This is a genomic window from Micromonospora sp. WMMD975, assembly GCF_029581215.1.
Lineage (GTDB): Bacteria > Actinomycetota > Actinomycetes > Mycobacteriales > Micromonosporaceae > Micromonospora.
In genome coordinates, this window is sequence record NZ_CP120739.1 from 38212 (window position 1) to 57296 (window position 19085).

Sequence of the window (19085 nt, forward strand, 5' to 3'; positions counted from 1 at the left end):
CCGCCGAGGTGGTGGGGTTGAGCGCTTGGGATACCGCCATCTCGCCGAAGTGGAGTCGATCAAGACCTTGGCCACCATCTCGATCATTCGGGGAGTGGTTCCCCGCTGCTGGGCCGGTCGCCCGCTTGAATCTCGGTAGGCAGGCGCCCTCGGCCGGCGGCTGCGTACCAGGTAACCCACCACTATGGAGGCGTGAAAATGGTGCGAACAGGGGCAAGGTGCATCTGTTTGCCCGGTCAGATCTCGAAGCGCCAACGCCAACGCCATCGCCGGCGTGGGACGGCGTGGAACGCGAGGGCGAGCGGGCCACCTGGGCTGACTCCGGTTGGGTGTCGCGGGACACATGTCGAGGGCTCGATGGGCGGGTGTTCGGGAGACCCGGTAGTAACCTGACCGGCGGATCTTCGTCCGGGACGGGAACGGTGAGGTGGAGATGTCGGCGAGGCGGCACGCGGCGCGTTGGGCCACGGTCGGCGTGATGCTGGGCGGCCTGGTGGCCGCCCCGGCGTCCCCGGCGATGGCCGAGGGCGACCGGGTCAGCCTGCGCTCGGCCGGCAAGTTCACCGCCGGCGGTTCGGCGGGCGCGGTGACGATCGGGGTACGCAAGCGCACCGAGGGTTGCGTGCTGCTGCGTACCGCGCTCGGGTTGAGGTTGGACGGCCTGCGGGCGGATCAGGTCCGGGTGGAGGTGGCGACCGGCGGACGCTGGGTGGCGGTGTCGGTCGCCGGGGGTGGTGGCGCCGTCTCGACCGCCCAGGTGGCGCCGGTCGACCGGCCGCTGTGCAAGGGGCGGTCCGCCAACGTGCGCTACCGGGTGACGTTCCTGGCCGGCGCCATCGGCGGACGGCTGGAGCTGGCCGGCGAGGCGAGCGCCGCGAACGGTCAGGTGCTCGGTCGGGCCGGCGGCTCGGCCCGGTTGGTGGGTGCGAAGCGTCCGCCGAGCCCGAGCCCGAGCCCGAGCCCGACCCGCAAGCCCACGCCCAGCGCCGCCGCGTCCACGCCGGCCGAGACGGCCGGTACGTCGGCGGTGGTCGCCGCCGTCGGCCCGGCCACCGACGCCACCGACGCCGCTGCCGACGAATCGTCCTTCGGAGGTTCCCTCATCATGTGGTTCGGTATCGCGCTTGTCGTCGTCGGCGCCGCACTGATCGTCCTGCTGGTGCGTCGCAGCCGGGCGGACCGGACGGACGGCGGCCCGGCCGCCGACGAGTCTCCGGTCCCGCTGCCGCGCGGCAGCACCACCTACCGTTCCGGGACGCCCGGGCCGGCCCCGACGGTGTACGGCGGCGCGACGCCGCCCCGTCCGGCCGGCAACGTGTACGGTGCGCCTCCGGCCCCGCCGGCCGGGGACGCCACGAGCGTCCTGCCCCGGCTGCCGGACTGAGCCGGAACCCGACCGGGGGCGGGGTTACCGTGACCGTGGGTGGTGACGGTGTGACCCGGCCGTCGGGCCGGTCGGCAGGTGTCGAACACATTCCGGTGCCGGGGCCGGTTCGCCGTTAAGATCGCGTGCGCCGGACGGCACCGCCGACCGGTGAGACCGCATACGTGGAAGGAGCCGCGCCGTGGCCCTGGACCCGCAGTTGCTCGAGATCCTCGCCTGCCCGGACACGCACCACGCCCCGCTCGACTACGACCCGCAGGCGCAGACGCTCACCTGCACCGAGTGCGGTCGCGTCTTCGAGGTGCGGGACGACGTCCCGGTGCTGCTCCTGGACGAGGCGCGTGGTGGCCCCGGCGCCGACGACGCGCGCGGCGGGTCGTCCCGGTGATGGACGGTACGGCCGGGGTCAGTGGACACCGGCACGCGGACGAGGCGTTGCTGGACAATCCGGCGCTGCTGGCCGAGCGCGACCCGGGCGGGATGCTGCGGTTCACCGCCTCCGCCGGCGCGCAGGTACGCGAGTCGGCGGCGTTGGCCGCCGAGGCGAACCTGGGCGTGCTCGGTGACGACGGTCGACCGCGGGCGGTGGTCATCGCCGGCATCGGCACCGCCGGGCGTACCGGGGACGTGCTGGCCACGGTCGCCGGACCGCGCTGCCCGGTGCCGGTGATCCCGCACCGCAGCGCCGGCGTGCCGGGCTGGGTGGGTGCGGCCGACGTGGTCATCGCGGTGAGCGCCTCCGGCCGCAGTCCCGAGGCGCTGGGGGCGGCTGAGGCGGCGCACCGGCGTGGGGCCCGGCTGGTCGCGGTCGGCGCGCCGGACTCGCAGCTCCAGTCGGTGGCCGAGCGGGCCCGGGCGCCGTTCGTCCCGGTGCCCCGGCGTGCCCCGGCCCGGGCCAGTCTCTGGGCGCTGACCGTGCCCGTCCTGCTCGCGGCCCGGGCGCTCGGGCTGGTGAAGGTCAACGAGGCGGATCTGGCGGAGACCGCGGCCCGGTTGGACGCCGACGCCGACAGGTGCCGGTCGACCGCCGAGTCCTTCGTCAACCCGGCGAAGTCCCTCGCGCTGGGCCTGGCCGGTTCGGTCCCGATCGTCTGGGGGTCGTCCCCGTTGGCCACCGTCGCGGCCCGCCGGTTCGGTGACACGCTGTCGGCGAACGCCCGCTACCCGGTGGTCAGCGGTGCGCTCGGTGAGGCCGGCCGGGGCCGGGTGGGTCTGCTCGACGGCGTCTTCGGCGGACTGGCGGAGGGCGAGCGGGACATCTTCGCCGATCCGGACGACTCCGACTCCGACTCCGGCGGCATCCGGCTGCGGCTGGTGCTGTTGCGCGACGGCGGGCTCAACGCCGACGACGACACCGACGAGCCGCTGGCGGTGGAGGAGCGCCGCGCGGACGCGGTGCAGACGCTCGCCGAACGGCGCGGGGTGCGCTGCGACGTGGTGACCGCCGAGGGCGGCTCCGCGCTGGAGCGGCTCGCGTCGCTGGTGGCGGTCCCCGACTTCGCCTCGGTCTACCTCGCCCTGGCACACGGGCTGGACCCGATGGCGGTTCCGGCCATCACGGAAATGAAGGAGCTGGCAAACCAGTGAACACGTGCGGCATCGAGCGAGGCGGAGAATGAGCGCCAACGGGGGCACAAAGGCGATCATCGCCGCCCTGGCGGCGAATCTCGGCATCGCCGTCACCAAGTTCGTCGCGTTCCTGCTCACCGGTTCGTCGTCGATGCTGGCCGAGTCGATCCACTCGGTGGCCGACTCCGGCAACCAGGGCCTGCTGCTGATCGGCGGCCGGCGGGCCAAGCGGGAGGCCACCCCGCAGCACCCGTTCGGGTACGGACGGGAGCGCTACATCTACGCGTTCATCGTGTCGATCGTGCTGTTCAGCCTCGGCGGCCTGTTCGCGCTCTACGAGGCATACCACAAGGCGTCCGATCCGCACCCGATCGAGAGTTGGCAGTGGGTGCCGGTGGTGGTGCTGCTCGCCGCGATCGTGATGGAGGGCTTCTCCTTCCGCACCGCCATCCAGGAGTCCAACCAGATCCGGGGCAACCAGACCTGGATCCGGTTCATCCGCCGGGCCAAGGCCCCGGAGCTGCCGGTGGTGCTGTTGGAGGACTTCGGCGCCCTGATCGGTCTGGTCTTCGCGCTCTTCGGTGTGGGCATGACGCTCGTGACCGGCAACGGCATGTGGGATGCCGCCGGCACCGCGATGATCGGTGTGCTGCTGGTGGTCATCGCGATCACGCTGGCGATCGAGACGAAGAGCCTGCTGCTCGGTGAGGGCGCCGAGCGGAGCGAGCTGGCCAAGATCGAGCGGGCGGTCACCGGCGGCCCGGAGGTCGAGCGGATCATCCACATGAAGACGCTCTATCTCGGTCCGGAGGAGCTGATGGTGGCCGCGAAGATCGCGGTGCCGCCCTGCGAGAGCGCCGAGGAGTTGGCCCGGGGCATCAACGCGGTCGAGGCGCGGATCCGCCGCGAGGTGCCGATCGCCCGGGTGATCTATCTGGAGCCGGACATCTACAGCGTGGCGGCGGAGCGGGCGGGCACCGGGCAGGCGGCCGACACCGCCGTGCCGGAGGGTGCGGTCGACGACGCCGGCGCGACCACGCCGCAGGCCGCGGCCGTCGACGAGGTGGCCGGACGGTCCGGTAGCTGAGCGATGGAGTTGCTGCAGGGTCGGATCCGGGACTACGCCTGGGGATCGCATACCGCGATCGCCGAGTTGCAGGGCCGGCCGGCGCCGAGCGACGGGCCGGAGGCCGAGCTGTGGCTGGGGGCCCACCCGGGCGCACCGGCCACGGTCGACCGGGACGGTCGACCGGTGAGCCTCACCGATCTGCTGGTGGCCGAGCCGGAGCACTGGCTGGGCGAGCGGCTGGTGGGCCGGTTCGGCACCCGGCTGCCGTTCCTGCTGAAGGTGCTGGCGGCGGACGCGCCACTGAGCCTTCAGGCGCATCCGGACGCCGAGCAGGCCCGCACCGGGCACGCGGCCGACGCCGGGCAGGTCAACTACGTCGACCCCTATCACAAGCCGGAACTGCTCGTGGCGCTCTCGGAGTTCGACGCGCTCTGCGGCTTCCGCGACCCGGCCGACTCGGCGGCGGCGATCGCCGCGTTCGGCGTACCCGCGTTGGAGCCGGTGGTGGCGGCGTTGCGCACCGGGCCGGCGGGGCTGCGGGAGGCCGTGCGCGCGTTGTTGAGCTGGCCCGCGGCGGAGCGCGCGGGGCTGGTGGCGGCCGTGCTGGCGGGTGCGGTCGCTGGCCCGGCGTCGCCGGACGCCGCGCTGGTGCGCACGCTTGCGGCCGGGTATCCGGCCGATCCGGGCGTGGTGGTGGCGCTGCTGCTGCACCGCGTCCGGCTGTCGCCCGGCGAGGGCATCTGGATGCCGGCCGGGAACCTGCACGCCTACCTGCACGGCACCGGTGTGGAGATCATGGCGGCCAGCGACAACGTGCTGCGCGGCGGGCTGACCCCGAAGCGCGTCGACGTGGACGAACTGCTGCGGGTGTTGCGGTTCGAGGTGCTGGCCGACCCGGTGGTACGGCCGGAGCCGGTGGCGCCCGGGGTGCTGACCTGGCCGGTGCCGGTGGAGGATTTCGCGCTGCACCACGTCACGGTGAGCGCCGGTGCGACGGGGACGCGGCTGACGTTGCCCGGCCCGCGGGTGGTGCTCTGCCGGGCCGGCCGGCTGACCGTGGCCGACGGGGTCGGCGAGGTGACGCTGGACGCGGGGCAGTCGGCGGTCGGTACGGCGGCGGGTGCCGCGCTCACGCTCGCCGGGGACGGTGCGGCGTTCGTGGCCACCTGCGGCCTGCGCTGATCCGCTGATTTAGCGGAAACAACCCGACGCGGCGAGCACTCACTGTTACCTTATGGGTGCGCAGCGTTGTCGCGACGAAGGTCCGGGAACGCGCGGGGAACCAAACCGGGGGGATGCACGGGGCGGCCGAGCCGTGGGCGGAAAGTCCGTTCACGACCGACCGCCCCGTGCGCTGTCGTCTGTCGGCCCGGCCGACCGGGCCCGGGTGAGCCGTCCCACGCGCGTAAGGTGAAAAGCTGCGCAGCACTTCCTTCGACAGGAGCTTCCATGACCAGCACGCTTCCGGCGGCCCCCAGCGGCGCCCGGCCGAGCACCCTCGCCGAGGGCGACTACAAGGTGGCGGATCTGTCGCTCGCCGAGTTCGGGCGCAAGGAGATCCGGCTCGCGGAGCACGAGATGCCGGGCCTGATGGCGATCCGGCGCGAGTTCGCCGAGGCCCAGCCGCTCGCCGGCGCCCGCATCACCGGCTCGCTGCACATGACCGTCCAGACCGCCGTCCTGATCGAGACCCTGATCGCGCTCGGCGCGCAGGTCCGCTGGGCGTCCTGCAACATCTTCTCCACCCAGGACCACGCCGCCGCGGCGATCGTGGTCGGCCCGGAGGGCACCCCGGAGGCCCCGGCCGGCGTTCCGGTCTACGCCTGGAAGGGCGAGACGCTGCCGGAATACTGGTGGTGCACCGAGCAGGTGCTGGCCTGGCCGGACGGGGCGGGCCCCAACATGATCCTCGACGACGGTGGCGACGCCACGCTGCTCGTCCACAAGGGCGCGGAGTTCGAGAAGGCCGGGGCCGTGCCGCCGGTCGAGTCCGCCGACTCCGAGGAGTACGCGGTCATCCTCGACCTGCTGCACCGCTCGCTCGGCGAGGACGACCAGCGCTGGACCCGGATCGCCGCCGGCATCAAGGGCGTCACCGAGGAGACCACCACCGGCGTGCACCGCCTCTACGAGATGCACCGCGCCGGCACGCTGCTCTTCCCGGCCATCAACGTCAACGACTCGGTGACCAAGAGCAAGTTCGACAACAAGTACGGCTGCCGCCACTCGCTCATCGACGGCATCAACCGGGCCACCGACGTGCTGATCGGCGGCAAGATGGCAGTCGTCATGGGCTACGGCGACGTGGGCAAGGGCTGCGCCGAGTCGCTGCGCGGCCAGGGCGCCCGGGTCGTGGTGACCGAGGTCGACCCGATCTGCGCGCTCCAGGCGGCGATGGACGGCTACCAGGTCGCCACGCTGGACGACGTGGTCGAGCAGGCCGACATCTTCATCACCGCGACCGGCTGCTTCGACGTCATCACCAACGAGCACATGGCCCGGATGAAGCACCAGGCCATCGTCGGCAACATCGGCCACTTCGACAACGAGATCGACATGGCCGGCCTGGCGAAGCGCTCCGACGTCACCCGGGAGAACATCAAGCCGCAGGTCGACGTGTGGCGGTTCGACGACGGCCACGCCATCATCGTGCTCTCCGAGGGCCGCCTGCTCAACCTGGGCAACGCCACCGGCCACCCGAGCTTCGTGATGTCGAACTCGTTCGCCAACCAGACCATCGCCCAGATCGAGCTGTTCACCAAGACCGACCAGTACCCCACCGGCGTCTACGTGCTGCCCAAGCACCTGGACGAGAAGGTCGCCCGGCTGCACCTGGGCGCGCTCGGCGCCAAGCTGACCACGCTCACCAAGGAGCAGGCCGCCTACCTGGGCGTCTCCCCGGAGGGCCCGTTCAAGGCCGAGCACTACCGCTACTGAGTTCGCGCTCCCGGGAGGGACCGGGGTCGGCCGCCGCGCGGTCGTCCCGGTCCCTTTCGCGTACGCGGGCCCGACGACGCCGGGTCTCGACGGTGCGGAGGGTGACGTTGCCATGAACAACTTGACGTGGTGGAGGAACGGGAGCAAGGTATGGCTGTCCTAAGTTAACTGAGGCATCCCTCACCTACTGCGGAGTAACCGATGTTCGCCACGTACCTGATCGGCCTGCGGGAGGGCCTGGAAGCGACCCTGGTGGTCAGCATCCTGGTCGCCTTCCTGGTGAAGTCGCAGCGACGTGATCGGCTGCCGCAGGTCTGGGCCGGCGTCGGCCTGGCCGTGGCGCTCTCCGTCGGCTTCGGCTCGCTGATCCAGTACACCTCGACCTCGCTGCTGCGGACCTCCGAGTCGCGCGAGTTCTTCGAGGCGGTCACGTCCGTCGCCGCCGTGGTGTTCGTGACCTGGATGATCTTCTGGATGCGCAAGGCGGCCCGGTCGATCGCGGGCGAGCTGCGCGGCAAGCTCACCGAGGCGCTCGCCGTGGGTTCCCTGGCGGTCGCCGGGATGGCCTTCCTCGCGGTGGTCCGGGAGGGTCTGGAGACCGCGCTGATCTTCTACGCCGCCGCCGAGAGCGTGGCCGGCGGCACCGGGCTGAACTCGCTGCTCGCCCTGGCCGGCGGCATCGTCACCGCCGTGGCGATCGGCTTCGGGCTCTACCGCAGCGCCCTCAAGATCAACCTGAGCCGCTTCTTCACCTGGACCGGCGCGCTGCTGATCCTGGTCGCCGCCGGCATCCTCAAGTACGGGGTGCACGACTTCCAGGAGGCCGGCGTGCTGCCCGGCCTGAACAACCAGGCCTTCGACATCTCCGCCACGCTGGACCCGAACGCCTGGTACGGCGCGCTGCTCGCCGGCATGTTCAACATCACCGCCGCGCCGACCGTGCTGGAGCTGATCGCCTGGGTCGCGTACGCGGTGCCGGTGCTCGTGCTCTTCCTGCGCAAGCCGGCCAAGCCCGCTGCGCCTCCGGCCAAGCCCGCCGTGGCCCCGGAGTCCGCGACGCCGGCCGAGCCCACCGAGGCCGCGGCCACCCCGACCGGGCCGGCCGCCGAGCCCGCCGCCCCGGCCGGGAACGCCTCGGCCGAGCGGTCGCAGCCGGCCGCCACCGCCCCGTCCCCGCGCGCCTGACCCGCCCGTCTCCGAGGAGATTTCGCACCGATGCGTACCACTCGAATCGTCGCGCCCGCCGCCGCCGGGTTGCTGGCCGTCGCCGGACTGGCCGGTTGCGGCGGCGGTGACGACGCCGACGCCACCGCCGGCGGACCGATCGCCGTCACGGCCACCGACAGCGCCTGCGAGGTCGGCAGCACCGAGATCGACGCCGGTCAGGTGACGTTCAAGGTGACGAACAACGGTTCCAAGGTCAACGAGTTCTACGTCTACGCCGCGGGCGACCGGGTGATGGGCGAGGTGGAGAACATCGCCCCCGGGCTCAGCCGTGAGCTGCGGGTCGAGCTGCCCGCCGGGACCTACGAGACCGCCTGCAAGCCGGGGATGAGCGGCCGGGGCATCCGGGGGGCGCTGAAGGTCAGCGGCACCGCCGAGAGCGTCGCGCCCGACGCCGCGCTGACCGAGGCCACCGCCAGCTACCAGCGCTACGTGCGGAGCCAGACCGCCGCGCTGCTGACGAAGACCGAGGAGTTCGTGGCCGCGGTCAAGGCCAACGACGTGGCGAAGGCCAAGGCGCTCTATCCGGTGGCCCGCACCTACTGGGAGCGGATCGAGCCGGTCGCGGAGAGCTTCGGCGACCTCGACCCGAAGATCGACGGTCGCGAGGAGGTGGTCGAGGAGGGCATGGAGTTCACCGGCTTCCACCGGATCGAGAAGGACCTCTGGACCAGCGGCGACGTCAGCAAGGACGGGCCGATCGCCGACCGGCTGCTGGTGGACGTCAAGGCGATCGTGGCCAAGGCCAACGAGGAGAAGCTCACCCCGCTCCAACTCGCCAACGGCGCCAAGGCGCTCCTCGACGAGGTCGCCAGCGGCAAGATCACCGGCGAGGAGGAGCGTTACTCGCACACCGACCTCTGGGACTTCAACGCCAACCTGGAAGGCTCCAAGGCGGCCGTCGGCGCGTTGCGTCCGGCTCTGGAGCAGCGCGCGCCCGACCTGGTCAAGCAGCTCGACAGCGAGTTCGCCGACGTGGAGGCCGCGCTCGGCAAGCACCGGGCCGGCGACGGGTGGAAGCTGCACACCCAGCTCAGCGAGACCGAGCTGAAGGAGCTGTCGGACCGGATCAACGCGCTTGCCGAGCCGGTCAGCAAGATCGCGGCGGCCGTCGCGCGATGACCACCGCGGCCGGCGGTGACGCGACGAGCGAGCCGAGCAACTCCCGGGCCGATCGCCGGGTCTCCCGGCGGCACGCGATGACGCTCGCCGGCGTCGGCGTGGCCGGTGTCGCCGGAGTGGCGACCGGCGCGGGCGCGCTGCTCGCCGGCGACGATCAGGCGTCGGCCACCGGTGCGGCGGCGGGCGCGGTGCCGTTCCTCGGCGAGCACCAGGCCGGCATCACCACCGCAGCCCAGGACCGGCTGCACTTCGTCGCGTTCGACGTGGTCACCAAGGATCGGGACCGGCTGGTCGCGATGCTCCAGGAGTGGACCGCCGCGGCGGCCCGGATGACCGCGGGTAAGGACGCCGGGGTGATCGGCGCGGTCGGTGGCATGCCGGAGGCCCCGCCGGACGACACCGGCGAAGCGCTCGGGCTGCCCCCGTCGCAGCTGACCGTGACCGTGGGCTTCGGCCCGTCGCTGTTCCGCGACGCCCAGGGCCGGGACCGGTTCGGCATCGCCGACCGCCGCCCCGCCGCGCTGGCCGACCTGCCGCACTTCGCCGGTGACGCGCTCAAGCCGGAGCTGTCCGGCGGCGACATCTGCGTCCAGGCCTGCGCCAACGACCCGCAGGTGGCGGTGCACGCCATCCGCAACCTGGCCCGGATCGGCATGGGCGTGGTGAGTGTCCGTTGGTCGCAGCTCGGGTTCGGGCGTACCTCGTCGACGTCGCGGGACCAGGCCACGCCGCGCAACCTGTTCGGCTTCAAGGACGGCACCGCCAACCTCAAGGCGGAGGACGCCGGCCTGCTCCGGGAGCAGCTCTGGGTGCAGCCCGGCGACGGCCCGGACTGGATGACCGGCGGCTCGTACCTGGTCACCCGGAAGATCCGCATGTTGATCGAGACCTGGGACCGCAGCCCGCTGGCCGAGCAGGAGATGATCGTCGGCCGGACCAAGGGGAGCGGCGCCCCGCTGGGCCGGCGCGACGAGTTCGACGAGCCGGACTTCGCCGCGACGGGCGACGACGGCGAGCCGGCCATCGCGGAGAGCGCGCACGTGCGGCTCGCCCACCCGGACCAGAACGGCGGCGCCCGCCTGCTGCGGCGCGGCTACAACTTCGTGGACGGCTCGGACGGGCTGGGCCGGCTCGACGCCGGGCTGTTCTTCATCGCCTACCAGCGGGACCCGCGCAAGCAGTTCGTCCCGATCCAGACGCGGCTGGCCCGCAACGACGCGATGAACGAATACCTGCGGCACGTCTCCAGCGGCCTGTTCGCCTGCCCGCCGGGCGTGCGGGACGCGGCCGACTGGTGGGGGCGCGACCTGTTCTCCTGATCCGGCGGGGGAGAGGGCCGGTCAGAGGTGGCGGGTGGGGCGACCACCGGGGGATCATGGGGGACGACGGGTCCGCAACCGGTGGATCCGTCCGCCGCGGCACGCCACGCTTGTCGGCCACGCCGTCGGCGGTGGTGCGGGGGCGCGCTCGGCGTTACCGTGCCGTGAAGACTCCGACCTCCGAATGAACGGGGATGGAACGATAAACCCCATGAGAGCCCGCGTACTCGTGGTCGACGACGACCCCGCCCTTGCCGAGATGCTCGGCATCGTGTTGCGCAGCGAGGGCTTCGTGCCGTCCTTCGTCGCCGACGGAGAACGGGCATTGGCCGCGTTCCGGGACAGCCGGCCCGATATCGTCCTGCTCGACCTGATGCTGCCCGGCATGAGCGGCATCGACGTGGCCCGCGCGATCCGGGCCGAGTCCGGCATACCCATCGTGATGCTGACCGCCAAGAGCGACACCGTTGACGTGGTGCTGGGGCTGGAGTCCGGCGCCGACGACTACGTGGTCAAGCCGTTCAAGCCCAAGGAGCTGGTGGCCCGGATGCGGGCCCGGCTGCGCCGCGGCGAGGACGTCGCGCCGGAGCTGCTCACCATCGGTCCGCCCGGCAACCAGATCACCATCGACGTGCCGGCGCACACGGTCAGCCGGGACGACGAGGAGGTGAAACTGACCCCACTCGAGTTCGACCTCCTCGTCGCGCTCGCCCGCAAGCCGCGCCAGGTCTTCACCCGCGAGGTGCTGCTGGAGCAGGTCTGGGGCTACCGGCACGCGGCCGACACCCGACTCGTGAACGTGCACGTGCAGCGGTTGCGCGCCAAGATCGAGCCGGACCCGGAGCGACCCGAAATCATCCTCACCGTGCGAGGCGTGGGCTACAAGGCGGGCACCGGATAACCTGGGCAGCACTGTGGTGACCGCCCCGCTGCCCGACCCGCCGACCGCCGAGTCCCGCCGGCTTCCCGCCGCGCGGGCGCTCTGGCGCGCGCTGGCCGGTCGCTCGACGCGGTTCGCCGCCGGCGTACGCCTGGCCTGGCGGCGCTCGCTCCAGGTGCGTGTGGTCACCATCACACTCGTGGCATCGAGCCTGCTCGTGGGCGGATTCGCCTACCTGATCGCCGACAAGATCACCAACATCCTGCTGGAGAACGCCGAGACCGACGTGCGGCTGCGGCTGAACAACGGCAGCGACTACGCGGCCAAGCAGTTCAACCTCTACAGCCAGCCGCAGGAGGCCCAGCTCCAGGACACCATCGACGGCACGGTCAACTACCTGGCCGGAGGGGACCCGGCGCAGACCAGCGGCGTGGTGGTGGCGATCACCGCCGACAACTTCACCGCGTTCATCGAGCCACGGGTGTCCCCGGACGTGCCGGTGCGCCAGGTGATCGGCGACGAGCTGCGGGCCACCGTGGCGTCCGGCAAGGTCGCCCACCAGATCCGCACCGGCACGCTGAACGACGACCGCACCAAATACCTGGTCTACGGCTCGCCGGTGCCCACCAAATTCGGGCAGGTGGAGCTCTACTACCTCGTACCCCTGGCCCGGCAGGACGCCACGGCGGCCGACGCCCGGGCCACCGTGGTCGCCACCGGCGTCGCGCTCGTGCTCCTGCTCGGCCTGCTGGCCGCCCTGGTCACCCGCCTCGTGGTGACCCCGGTCCGGGTCGCCGCGCGCACCGCCCAGCGGCTCTCCGCCGGCCTGCTCGACCAGCGCATGGTCGTCTCCGGCGAGGACGACCTGGCTCTGCTCGCCGCCTCGTTCAACCAGATGGCGACCAATCTGCAACGGCAGATCCTCCGGCTGGAGGAGATGTCCCGGCTGCAACGCCGGTTCACCTCGGACGTCTCGCACGAACTGCGGACGCCGCTGACCACGGTCCGGATGGCGGCCGATCTGATCTTCGCCGAGCGCGACGAGTTCGATCCGGCGGTGGCCCGCAGCGCCGAGCTGCTCCAGGCCGAGCTGGACCGGTTCGAGGAGCTGCTCACCGACCTGCTGGAGATCAGCCGGTTCGACGCCGGCTTCGCGGTGCTGGACAGCGAACCGACCGACCTGGTGCCGGTGGTGCACCGGGTGACCGAGCGGCTGTCCGGGTTGGCCGAGCGGGTCGGCGTGGCCATCGAGCTGGACCTGCCGGGCACCCCGGTGATCGCCGAGGTCGACCCGCGTCGGGTCGAACGGGTGCTGCGCAACCTGGTCGGCAACGCGGTCGAGCACGGTGAGGCCAAGCCGGTGCGGATCAGCCTGGGCATGGACCAGAGCGCGGTGGCGATCACGGTGCGGGACCACGGCGTCGGCCTCAAGCCCGGCGAGGAGAAGCTGGTCTTCAACCGGTTCTGGCGGGCCGACCCGTCCCGGGCCCGGCAGACCGGCGGCACCGGCCTGGGCCTGTCGATCAGCCTGGAGGACGCCCGGTTGCACGGCGGTTGGCTGGAGGCGTGGGGCGCGCCCGGGCAGGGCGCGCAGTTCCGGCTCACCCTGCCGGCCCGGGCCGGCGACCGGCTGACCACCTCGCCGCTGCGGCTCGTGCCGGCCGACGCCGCGCTGCCGTTCGGCCGCCCGCGTGCCGGCGGCCCGCTCGCCATCGGCCCGGGCAGCGGTGCGGGGGCGCTGGCCATCGGCCCGGCCGACGGCCCGGAGCGGGTGGAGGTGGGCCCGTGAGCGCGTGGTGTGCGCGGCGCCGGCTGCTGGCGGTGCTGCTGGCCGGGGTGCTGCTCCCCGCCGGGCTGGCCGGGTGCGGCATCCCCGCCGAGACCGGCGTGCAGATCGACGGCTCGGTGCCCGCCGGCGAGGCCGGTTCGCTCAACGGCCCCCCGGCTTCGCCGCCCGCGCCCACCGACAGCGACGAGCCGGTGCCGTTCATCGAGAACTACCTGCGGGCCGCCGCCGCCGGGGAGCGCGACGACGCGTACACCCGGGCCCGGAGCTTCCTCGCCGCCGAAGCCCGGAACCTGCTGCCCGGCAAGCCACAGACCAGCGAGGTCGAGCTGACCGTGGTCCGACTGCGGGCCAAGCCGGAGAGCACCCCGGCGAACCCCCAGGGCATCTTCACCGTGCGGATCAAGGTGCAGCAGGTCGGTGTGCTGCGCGCCGACGGCTCGCTGGGCCCGCCGGGGGCCACCGAGACCGAGTACGTGTTCCAACTGCGCCGGGCCGAACCGACCGGGACCGGGCTGCTCATCACCAACCTGCCGAACGTGCTGTTGACGAGTGACGCGGCGCTGCGGGAATACTACCGATCGCGCACCGTCTACTTCTGGAACTCGGACCAGACCCGCCTGGTGCCCGACCTGCGCTACCTCCCGTCCTCGGTGTCGGCCGAACGGCGCGTCACCGAGGTGGTGAAGTGGCTGACCGGCGGCCCCTCCGACTGGCTGGCGTTCGGTGTCACCGGGCTGCCGGACGGCACCCGGCCGATCAACAACGCCACCGGCGCGGACTCCCAGTGGGAGGTCAACCTGAGCATGTCCGGGGCCACCGAGGCGCGGCTGGCCCGGCTCGGCACCCAGTTGGCGTGGTCGCTGCCGGAGCTGACCGGCCAGCTCGATCTGAAGATCCAGAACCAGAAACGGTTGACCGTCGACCTGGAGCGGGAACGCGACACGGATCCGGCGTACCCGCGCGGTGCGAACCCCAGCCGGTTCAGCGTCTATGACGGCGTCGTCCACCCGCTCGCCATCGGCACCGAGCGGCGGGACCCGGTGCCGCTGCCGGCGGCCGAGAACCGCAACGTGGTCTCCGCGTCGCTCGCCCGCGCCGACGAACAGGTGCTGGCCGCCATGGTGGTGACCGGGCCGGACCGGAAGGTCCAGCTCAAGGTGGGCACCGGCTCGGCGCCGGTGGCGGTGTTCACCCGCAGCGACCGCACCTACCAGTCGATGAGCCGGCCCACCTGGTTGCGTTCCCTGGACGGCAACCATTCGGCGGGGCTGGTGGCGGCTGACGGCAAGCTCTACCGGTTCGACGGGACGGCCGAGATGAACCTCGTTCCGCTCAACGTCTCCGGGAGCGTGGTGGCGGTCGCCGGCTCCCTCGACGGCCACCGGATCGCGCTCGTCGCCGGTGGGGCCGTCTACGTCGCACCGGTGAGCGTCGAGGGCGGCGTGGTCAGCCTCGGTCCACCCCGCCGGCTGCCGACGCTGCTGACCGGCGTGACGGCGGTCGACTGGATCACGGAGGACCAACTGGTCCTGGCCGGGAACGATGCGGAGCGTCGCTCGGCCATCCATCAGCTCACCATCGACGGCGCCTGGGAATCCACGCTGAAGTCCGAGATCGGTGCGCCGGTGACCCAGCTCGCGGCGTATCCCGGAGGTGGGGACCGGGGGCTGCCGGCGTTCTCCTACATGTGGGAGACGAACGGTGGGGCCTGGCGGAACAACCCGTTCGACTTCGTCACGCCCGAGCAGGTGCTGGACCTGCCGGCGGGCAGCCGGACGGCCAACCCGACCGCGCCCTTCTTCCTCTACTGAGGTCCCCGGTGCCGGGCCTGGGGGGACTCTGGTCCGACCTGAGCGATCTGGTGCTGCCCACCGGCTGTGCCGGCTGCGCGGCGCGCGGCCCGGCCCTGCGGCAGGGCTTCTGCCCGCGCTGCGTCGACGAGTTGGAGTCGCTGCGTCCCGCGCCGACCACGCCGGATCCGGTCCCGCCCGGCCTGCCGCCGTGCGTCGCGCTCGGGCCGTACGGCGGAGCGTTGCGCGAGGGGTTGCTGGCGTACAAGGAACGGGGCCGGCACGGGCTGGCCCGGCCGTTGGGCGCGTTGCTGGCCGAGGTGGTGGCGACGGCGGTGGGGCAACCCGGCCCGGTGACGCTCGTCGCGGTGCCGGACACCGCCCGGGCCGCCCGGTCCCGTTACGGCGACCACCTGGAGCGGCTGGTCCGTCCCGCCGCGGCCCGGCTGCGCGCGGCCGGTTGGCCGGTACGGGTGCTGCGGCCGTTGCGGGCACTGCCCCGGCCGGACTCGGTGGCGTTGGACAGCGTCGGGCGGGCCGCCGCGGCGGAGGCGGCGTTCCGGCTGCGCCGTCCGGCTCCGGCGCCATCGGCCGGGACCGTGGTGCTGCTCGACGACATCGTCACCACCGGCGCCACCCTGGCGGCGGTGAGCCGTAAATTGCGCCGCGCGGGAATGACGCCAAAGGTCGCGGCGGTGCTCGCGGCAACGCAAAAGCGGCGCCGACGGTAACGCTTCGTGTATCCCTTTCACCCCAAGGTGTATGAGCTGTTAAATTTCGCGACCACCTTCGGGCACGGGGGGTGACTGACGACCGAACAGGAGTTAGCGTTTCGGTGTCGGGGGTAGTGAGGATGCACACCTTCCCCGGCATCGGAAGGAGGCGTAGCCGAACACCACCGGTCGACGCCGAGCGGGGCTCACCCCGGGCGCGTCGACCGGAAGATCCGGACCGAACGACCGTCCGAACAAGGGAGGTCACGTGGACATCGTGGTCAAGGGCCGTAACGTCGAAGTGCCGGACCATTACCGGGTGCACGTAGCCGAAAAGCTCGCGAAGATCGAACGCTACGACCACAAGCTCATTCGCGTGGATGTCGAGTTGTTCCACGAGCGCAATCCGCGCCAGGTCGACCACTGCCAGCGGGTGGAGATCACCTGCGTCACGCGGGGCCCGGTGATCCGGGCCGAGGCCTGCACGAACGACTTCTACAGCGCGCTCGACGCCGCCATCGCCAAGCTGGACACCCGCTTCCGCCGGGCGGCCGACCGCCGCCGGGTGCACCGTGGGCGGCACGCTCCGCTCTCGGTGGCCGCCGCGACCGCCGGCCTGCCGGTGGCCGACCTCGACGGGCCCGGCCTCGCGGCGCGCAACGGTCACGGCACGGCCACCGCCGTCGCCGACCGTCCCGACGAGAGCGCCCATGAGGAACCCGACGACCAGCCGTGGCACATCGCCCGGGCGAAGGTCCACCCCGCCGATCCGATGACCGTCGACGACGCGCTGTTCCAGATGGAGCTGGTCGGCCACGACTTCTACCTGTTCCTCGACAAGGAGTCCGGCCGCCCCAGCGTGGTCTACCGCCGGCGCGCGTACGACTACGGCATTCTCACGCTCGACACCTGACCCCTGACCGACGATCCGGGGCCCCCGCGTGCTCGCGGGGGCCCCGCTCAGTCCGGGTCCGAGGCCAGCCGGCCGAAGACCACCGCGTCGGTGCGGGTGCCGGCCGGCCCGGGCATGCGCCCGCGCAGCAGCCCTTCGCGCCGGAAGCCGGCCCGTTCCAGCACCCGCTGTGAGGCGACGTTCTCCAACCGGGTGCCGGCCCAGAGCCGGGCCACCCCGACGCCGAACGCCCAACCGGCGACGAGCCGGACCGCCCGGGTGGCCAGTCCCCGGCCGCGGGTCTCGGGCAGCAGGCTGAAGCCCAGCGTGGCCTGGCCGCCGGCCGGCTCGTCGTACCCCAGGGCGCAGCCGCCGACGAAGGTGCCGGTGACCGCGTCGAGGATCGCCAGGTCGGCGGCGTCACCCACCAGCCAGTATCCGGCCGCGAGCCGGCAGCGGCGCGCGATCGACTCCCGGTCGGGGGCCACCGGCGGCACCCGGTTCGCCACCACCTCCGGCAGCGTGTGCATCCGGTGAAGCGCATCGGCGTCCGCCGGCGCCAGGCAGCGCAGCGTCACCACGCCGTCGGTGAGCCGGCCGCCGGGCAGGTCCGGCAGCAGCCGGGGGGTCGCCCCGGCCGGGTCGCCGGCTACGCGCACCCAGGCCATCAGGTCGTGGCGTACGCCGTCGCGCGGTGTGCTCGCCGCCCGGCGTACCCCCTCGTACCGGTAGCCGCAGGCCAGCGCGACCCGCTGGCTCGGCACGTTCTCCCGGTGGGTGAGCAGTTCCAGCCGGGCCGCGCCGGCGGCGAAGGCCCGCTCGCCCAGCAGCCGGGTGGCCGCGGTGGCCACGCCCTGGCCGCGCGCCGACGGCCCCACCCAGTAGCCGATCTCGTAATGCGCACGGTCCCGCGCGCGCGGGGTCAGCCCGACGCTGCCGAGCATCCGGTCGGTGTCCGGGTCGGCGATCGTGTACGCCGAGCCACCCGCCGCCCAGGCGGCCGGCGCGCCCTCGGTGATCCACCATCTGGCGCTGTCCACGTTGTACGGGTCCGGCAGGTCCGGGAGGAACCGGCGGGTCTCCGGATCGGCGCAGCCGGTCACCATCTCGGGGGCGTCCGCCGGACGGCACGGGCGCAGGCGCACCCCGTACCCCTCGATCGTCTCCGGCGTCATTGCAGGTCCTGCGGCAGCAGGCCGCCGATCCACACGTCCGGGCGCTCGCCGCGGTGCGGGACGCCGCCGCGCAGCGTGCCCTCGACGGTGAAGCCGGCCTTCTCGGCGGCCCGGCGGGAGGCGGTGTTGCCCACGTTTGCCCGCCACTCGACCCGGGCCAGGCCGAGCGTGGTGAAGCCCCAGGCGCAGAGCGCGGCCAGCGCGGCCGGCAGGTAGCCCCGGCCGCGGGCGTGCGGGGCGGTCATGAAGCCGACGTCGGCGACCACCGGGTCGGAGGGAAGGATGCGCAGGTCGATCGAGGCGACGTAGCGGTCGTCCGGGTCGGCCACGGCGAACATCGCGGCGGTACCCCGGGCCCAGGCCGGCCGCACCAGGTCGCGCAGGTAGCCCACGGCATGCTCGCGGTGGTACGGGTGCGGCACCGTGGTCCAGCGGACGGTGTCCTCGTCCCGGCAGGTGGTGACGATCGCGTCGAGGTCGCGTTCCTCGAGCGCGCGCAGCCGCAGCTCGGTGTCGCCCGCGGTGGCGAACAGGACGGGCTGCGGCCGGCCGAAGACCGCCGCGCGGCGGGCCTGGAGCGTGGCCGGGCCGCACGGGACCGGTTCGCCCGGCGCGGCCAGGTCGGCCGGGATCAGCGAGCCGATCCATGCCTCCGGCCGGCCCTCCTCGGACGGGTGGGCCAGGCGCAGCTCTCCGTCGACCCGGAAGCCGGCCCGCAGCGCGACCAGCCGGGAGGCGTGGTTGCCGATCTCGGCCTGCCAGGTGATCCGACGCAGCTTGAGCGCGTCGAACGCCCAGCGGGCGACCGCCCGGGTGGCGCGCACCGCGACGCCCCGCCCGCGGGCCCACGGCGCGGTCCAGTAGCCCACCTCGGCCGAGTCGAGCGCCCGGTCGACGGAGACCAGGCCGCAGGAGCCGAGCAGCTCGCCGGTGCCGGCGTCGCAGACCGCGACCGGCGCCCCGGTGCCGTCCGCCCAGGCGGTCGCGCTGACCGTGGTCACGAACGCGAGGGCGTGTTCGGGCAGGTATGGGCGAGGTACGGTGGTCCAACGCTGGATGTCCGGGTCCTGGCAGGCGCGGTGCACCGCGTCGGCGTCCGCCGCCCGCCAGGGGCGCAGCATCAGCCCGTCCTCGACGATCTCCACAGGCTCCATCCGAGCCATGGTGCCGGATCGTTCGCGGACGGCGTAACCCGATTTGCCGCCGCCGCCCGCGCGGTCGC

16 protein-coding genes are annotated in these 19085 nt (G+C 73.0%); 14 read left to right on the plus strand and 2 right to left on the minus strand.

The genetic code is table 11. The features are described from left to right. Positions 1 to 433 precede the first annotated feature (433 nt). The 14 genes from O7613_RS00170 (at position 434) to raiA (ending at position 16709) form a co-directional block, all read left to right on the plus strand. On the plus strand, positions 434 to 1384 hold the full coding sequence (locus tag O7613_RS00170; RefSeq protein WP_282291319.1) for a hypothetical protein: 951 nt from the start codon (positions 434 to 436) through the stop codon (positions 1382 to 1384). A 181-nt stretch (positions 1385 to 1565) separates the two neighbouring features. Further along, complete coding sequence (locus tag O7613_RS00175; protein ID WP_281584844.1) at positions 1566 to 1772, plus strand: Trm112 family protein; 207 nt, start codon at positions 1566 to 1568, stop codon at positions 1770 to 1772. Beyond that, positions 1769 to 2971 (plus strand): SIS domain-containing protein, encoded by a 1203-nt coding sequence (locus O7613_RS00180; RefSeq protein ID WP_282291321.1) that lies wholly within the window; start codon positions 1769 to 1771, stop codon positions 2969 to 2971. Before O7613_RS00175 ends, O7613_RS00180 begins: the two co-directional genes overlap by 4 nt. Positions 2972 to 2999: 28 nt before the next feature. Then, a complete protein-coding gene (locus O7613_RS00185; protein WP_282291322.1) occupies positions 3000 to 4040 on the plus strand; it encodes a cation diffusion facilitator family transporter in 1041 nt (346 codons plus the stop codon). 3 nt (positions 4041 to 4043) lie between these two features. Then, positions 4044 to 5204, plus strand: a complete 1161-nt coding sequence (gene manA, locus O7613_RS00190; protein WP_282291324.1) for a mannose-6-phosphate isomerase, class I — start codon at positions 4044 to 4046, stop codon at positions 5202 to 5204. Positions 5205 to 5471: 267 nt separating this feature from the next. Next, positions 5472 to 6959, plus strand: coding sequence for an adenosylhomocysteinase (ahcY, locus tag O7613_RS00195; protein ID WP_282291325.1), 1488 nt, complete (start codon positions 5472 to 5474; stop codon positions 6957 to 6959). Between the two features lie 201 nt (positions 6960 to 7160). Then, on the plus strand, positions 7161 to 8144 hold the full coding sequence (gene efeU / locus O7613_RS00200; protein WP_282291326.1) for an iron uptake transporter permease EfeU: 984 nt from the start codon (positions 7161 to 7163) through the stop codon (positions 8142 to 8144). A 30-nt stretch (positions 8145 to 8174) separates the two neighbouring features. Further along, positions 8175 to 9305, plus strand: a complete 1131-nt coding sequence (gene efeO / locus O7613_RS00205; RefSeq protein WP_282291328.1) for an iron uptake system protein EfeO — start codon at positions 8175 to 8177, stop codon at positions 9303 to 9305. Continuing rightward, positions 9302 to 10624 carry an iron uptake transporter deferrochelatase/peroxidase subunit gene (efeB, locus tag O7613_RS00210; protein ID WP_282291330.1) on the plus strand — a complete coding sequence of 441 codons (1323 nt, stop codon included), beginning with the start codon at positions 9302 to 9304 and terminating at the stop codon, positions 10622 to 10624. The genes efeO and efeB overlap by 4 nt, the downstream gene beginning before the upstream one ends. 211 nt (positions 10625 to 10835) lie before the next feature. Beyond that, positions 10836 to 11525, plus strand: a complete 690-nt coding sequence (gene mtrA, locus O7613_RS00215; RefSeq protein WP_281584836.1) for an MtrAB system response regulator MtrA — start codon at positions 10836 to 10838, stop codon at positions 11523 to 11525. 13 nt (positions 11526 to 11538) lie between these two features. Continuing rightward, positions 11539 to 13293, plus strand: a complete 1755-nt coding sequence (gene mtrB / locus O7613_RS00220) for an MtrAB system histidine kinase MtrB (RefSeq protein WP_281584835.1) — start codon at positions 11539 to 11541, stop codon at positions 13291 to 13293. Next, the gene (locus O7613_RS00225; RefSeq protein WP_281584834.1) at positions 13290 to 15104 is read left to right on the plus strand and encodes an LpqB family beta-propeller domain-containing protein; all 1815 of its coding nucleotides are present in this window, start codon (positions 13290 to 13292) and stop codon (positions 15102 to 15104) included. Before mtrB ends, O7613_RS00225 begins: the two co-directional genes overlap by 4 nt. Before the next feature lie 8 nt (positions 15105 to 15112). Further along, positions 15113 to 15814: a phosphoribosyltransferase family protein gene (locus O7613_RS00230; RefSeq protein WP_282291332.1), complete on the plus strand. Its 702-nt coding sequence runs from the start codon at positions 15113 to 15115 to the stop codon at positions 15812 to 15814. Between the two features lie 250 nt (positions 15815 to 16064). Next, complete coding sequence (gene raiA, locus O7613_RS00235) at positions 16065 to 16709, plus strand: ribosome-associated translation inhibitor RaiA (protein WP_281584832.1); 645 nt, start codon at positions 16065 to 16067, stop codon at positions 16707 to 16709. A gap of 47 nt (positions 16710 to 16756) precedes the next feature. Here raiA and O7613_RS00240 read toward each other — a convergent pair whose 3' ends face one another. Beyond that, entirely contained in the window at positions 16757 to 17863 is a 1107-nt protein-coding gene (locus O7613_RS00240) for a GNAT family N-acetyltransferase (protein ID WP_282291334.1), read from the minus strand. Further along, complete coding sequence (locus O7613_RS00245) at positions 17860 to 19017, minus strand: GNAT family N-acetyltransferase (RefSeq protein WP_282291336.1); 1158 nt, start codon at positions 19015 to 19017, stop codon at positions 17860 to 17862. The genes O7613_RS00240 and O7613_RS00245 overlap by 4 nt, the downstream gene beginning before the upstream one ends. Positions 19018 to 19085: the final 68 nt, after the last annotated feature.

What these genes read in the sequence shown, in the direction of transcription:
- O7613_RS00185 (WP_282291322.1), top strand. Translation starts at nt 3,000, where the DNA reads ATGAGCGCCAACGGGGGCACAAAGGCGATCATCGCCGCCCTGGCGGCG.
- manA (WP_282291324.1), top strand. Translation starts at nt 4,044, where the DNA reads ATGGAGTTGCTGCAGGGTCGGATCCGGGACTACGCCTGGGGATCGCAT.
- efeO (WP_282291328.1), top strand. Translation starts at nt 8,175, where the DNA reads ATGCGTACCACTCGAATCGTCGCGCCCGCCGCCGCCGGGTTGCTGGCC.
- mtrA (WP_281584836.1), top strand. Translation starts at nt 10,836, where the DNA reads ATGAGAGCCCGCGTACTCGTGGTCGACGACGACCCCGCCCTTGCCGAG.
- O7613_RS00240 (WP_282291334.1), bottom strand. Translation starts at nt 17,863, where the DNA reads ATGACGCCGGAGACGATCGAGGGGTACGGGGTGCGCCTGCGCCCGTGC.
- O7613_RS00245 (WP_282291336.1), bottom strand. Translation starts at nt 19,017, where the DNA reads ATGGAGCCTGTGGAGATCGTCGAGGACGGGCTGATGCTGCGCCCCTGG.
- efeB (WP_282291330.1), top strand. Translation starts at nt 9,302, where the DNA reads ATGACCACCGCGGCCGGCGGTGACGCGACGAGCGAGCCGAGCAACTCC.
- O7613_RS00170 (WP_282291319.1), top strand. Translation starts at nt 434, where the DNA reads ATGTCGGCGAGGCGGCACGCGGCGCGTTGGGCCACGGTCGGCGTGATG.
- ahcY (WP_282291325.1), top strand. Translation starts at nt 5,472, where the DNA reads ATGACCAGCACGCTTCCGGCGGCCCCCAGCGGCGCCCGGCCGAGCACC.
- efeU (WP_282291326.1), top strand. Translation starts at nt 7,161, where the DNA reads ATGTTCGCCACGTACCTGATCGGCCTGCGGGAGGGCCTGGAAGCGACC.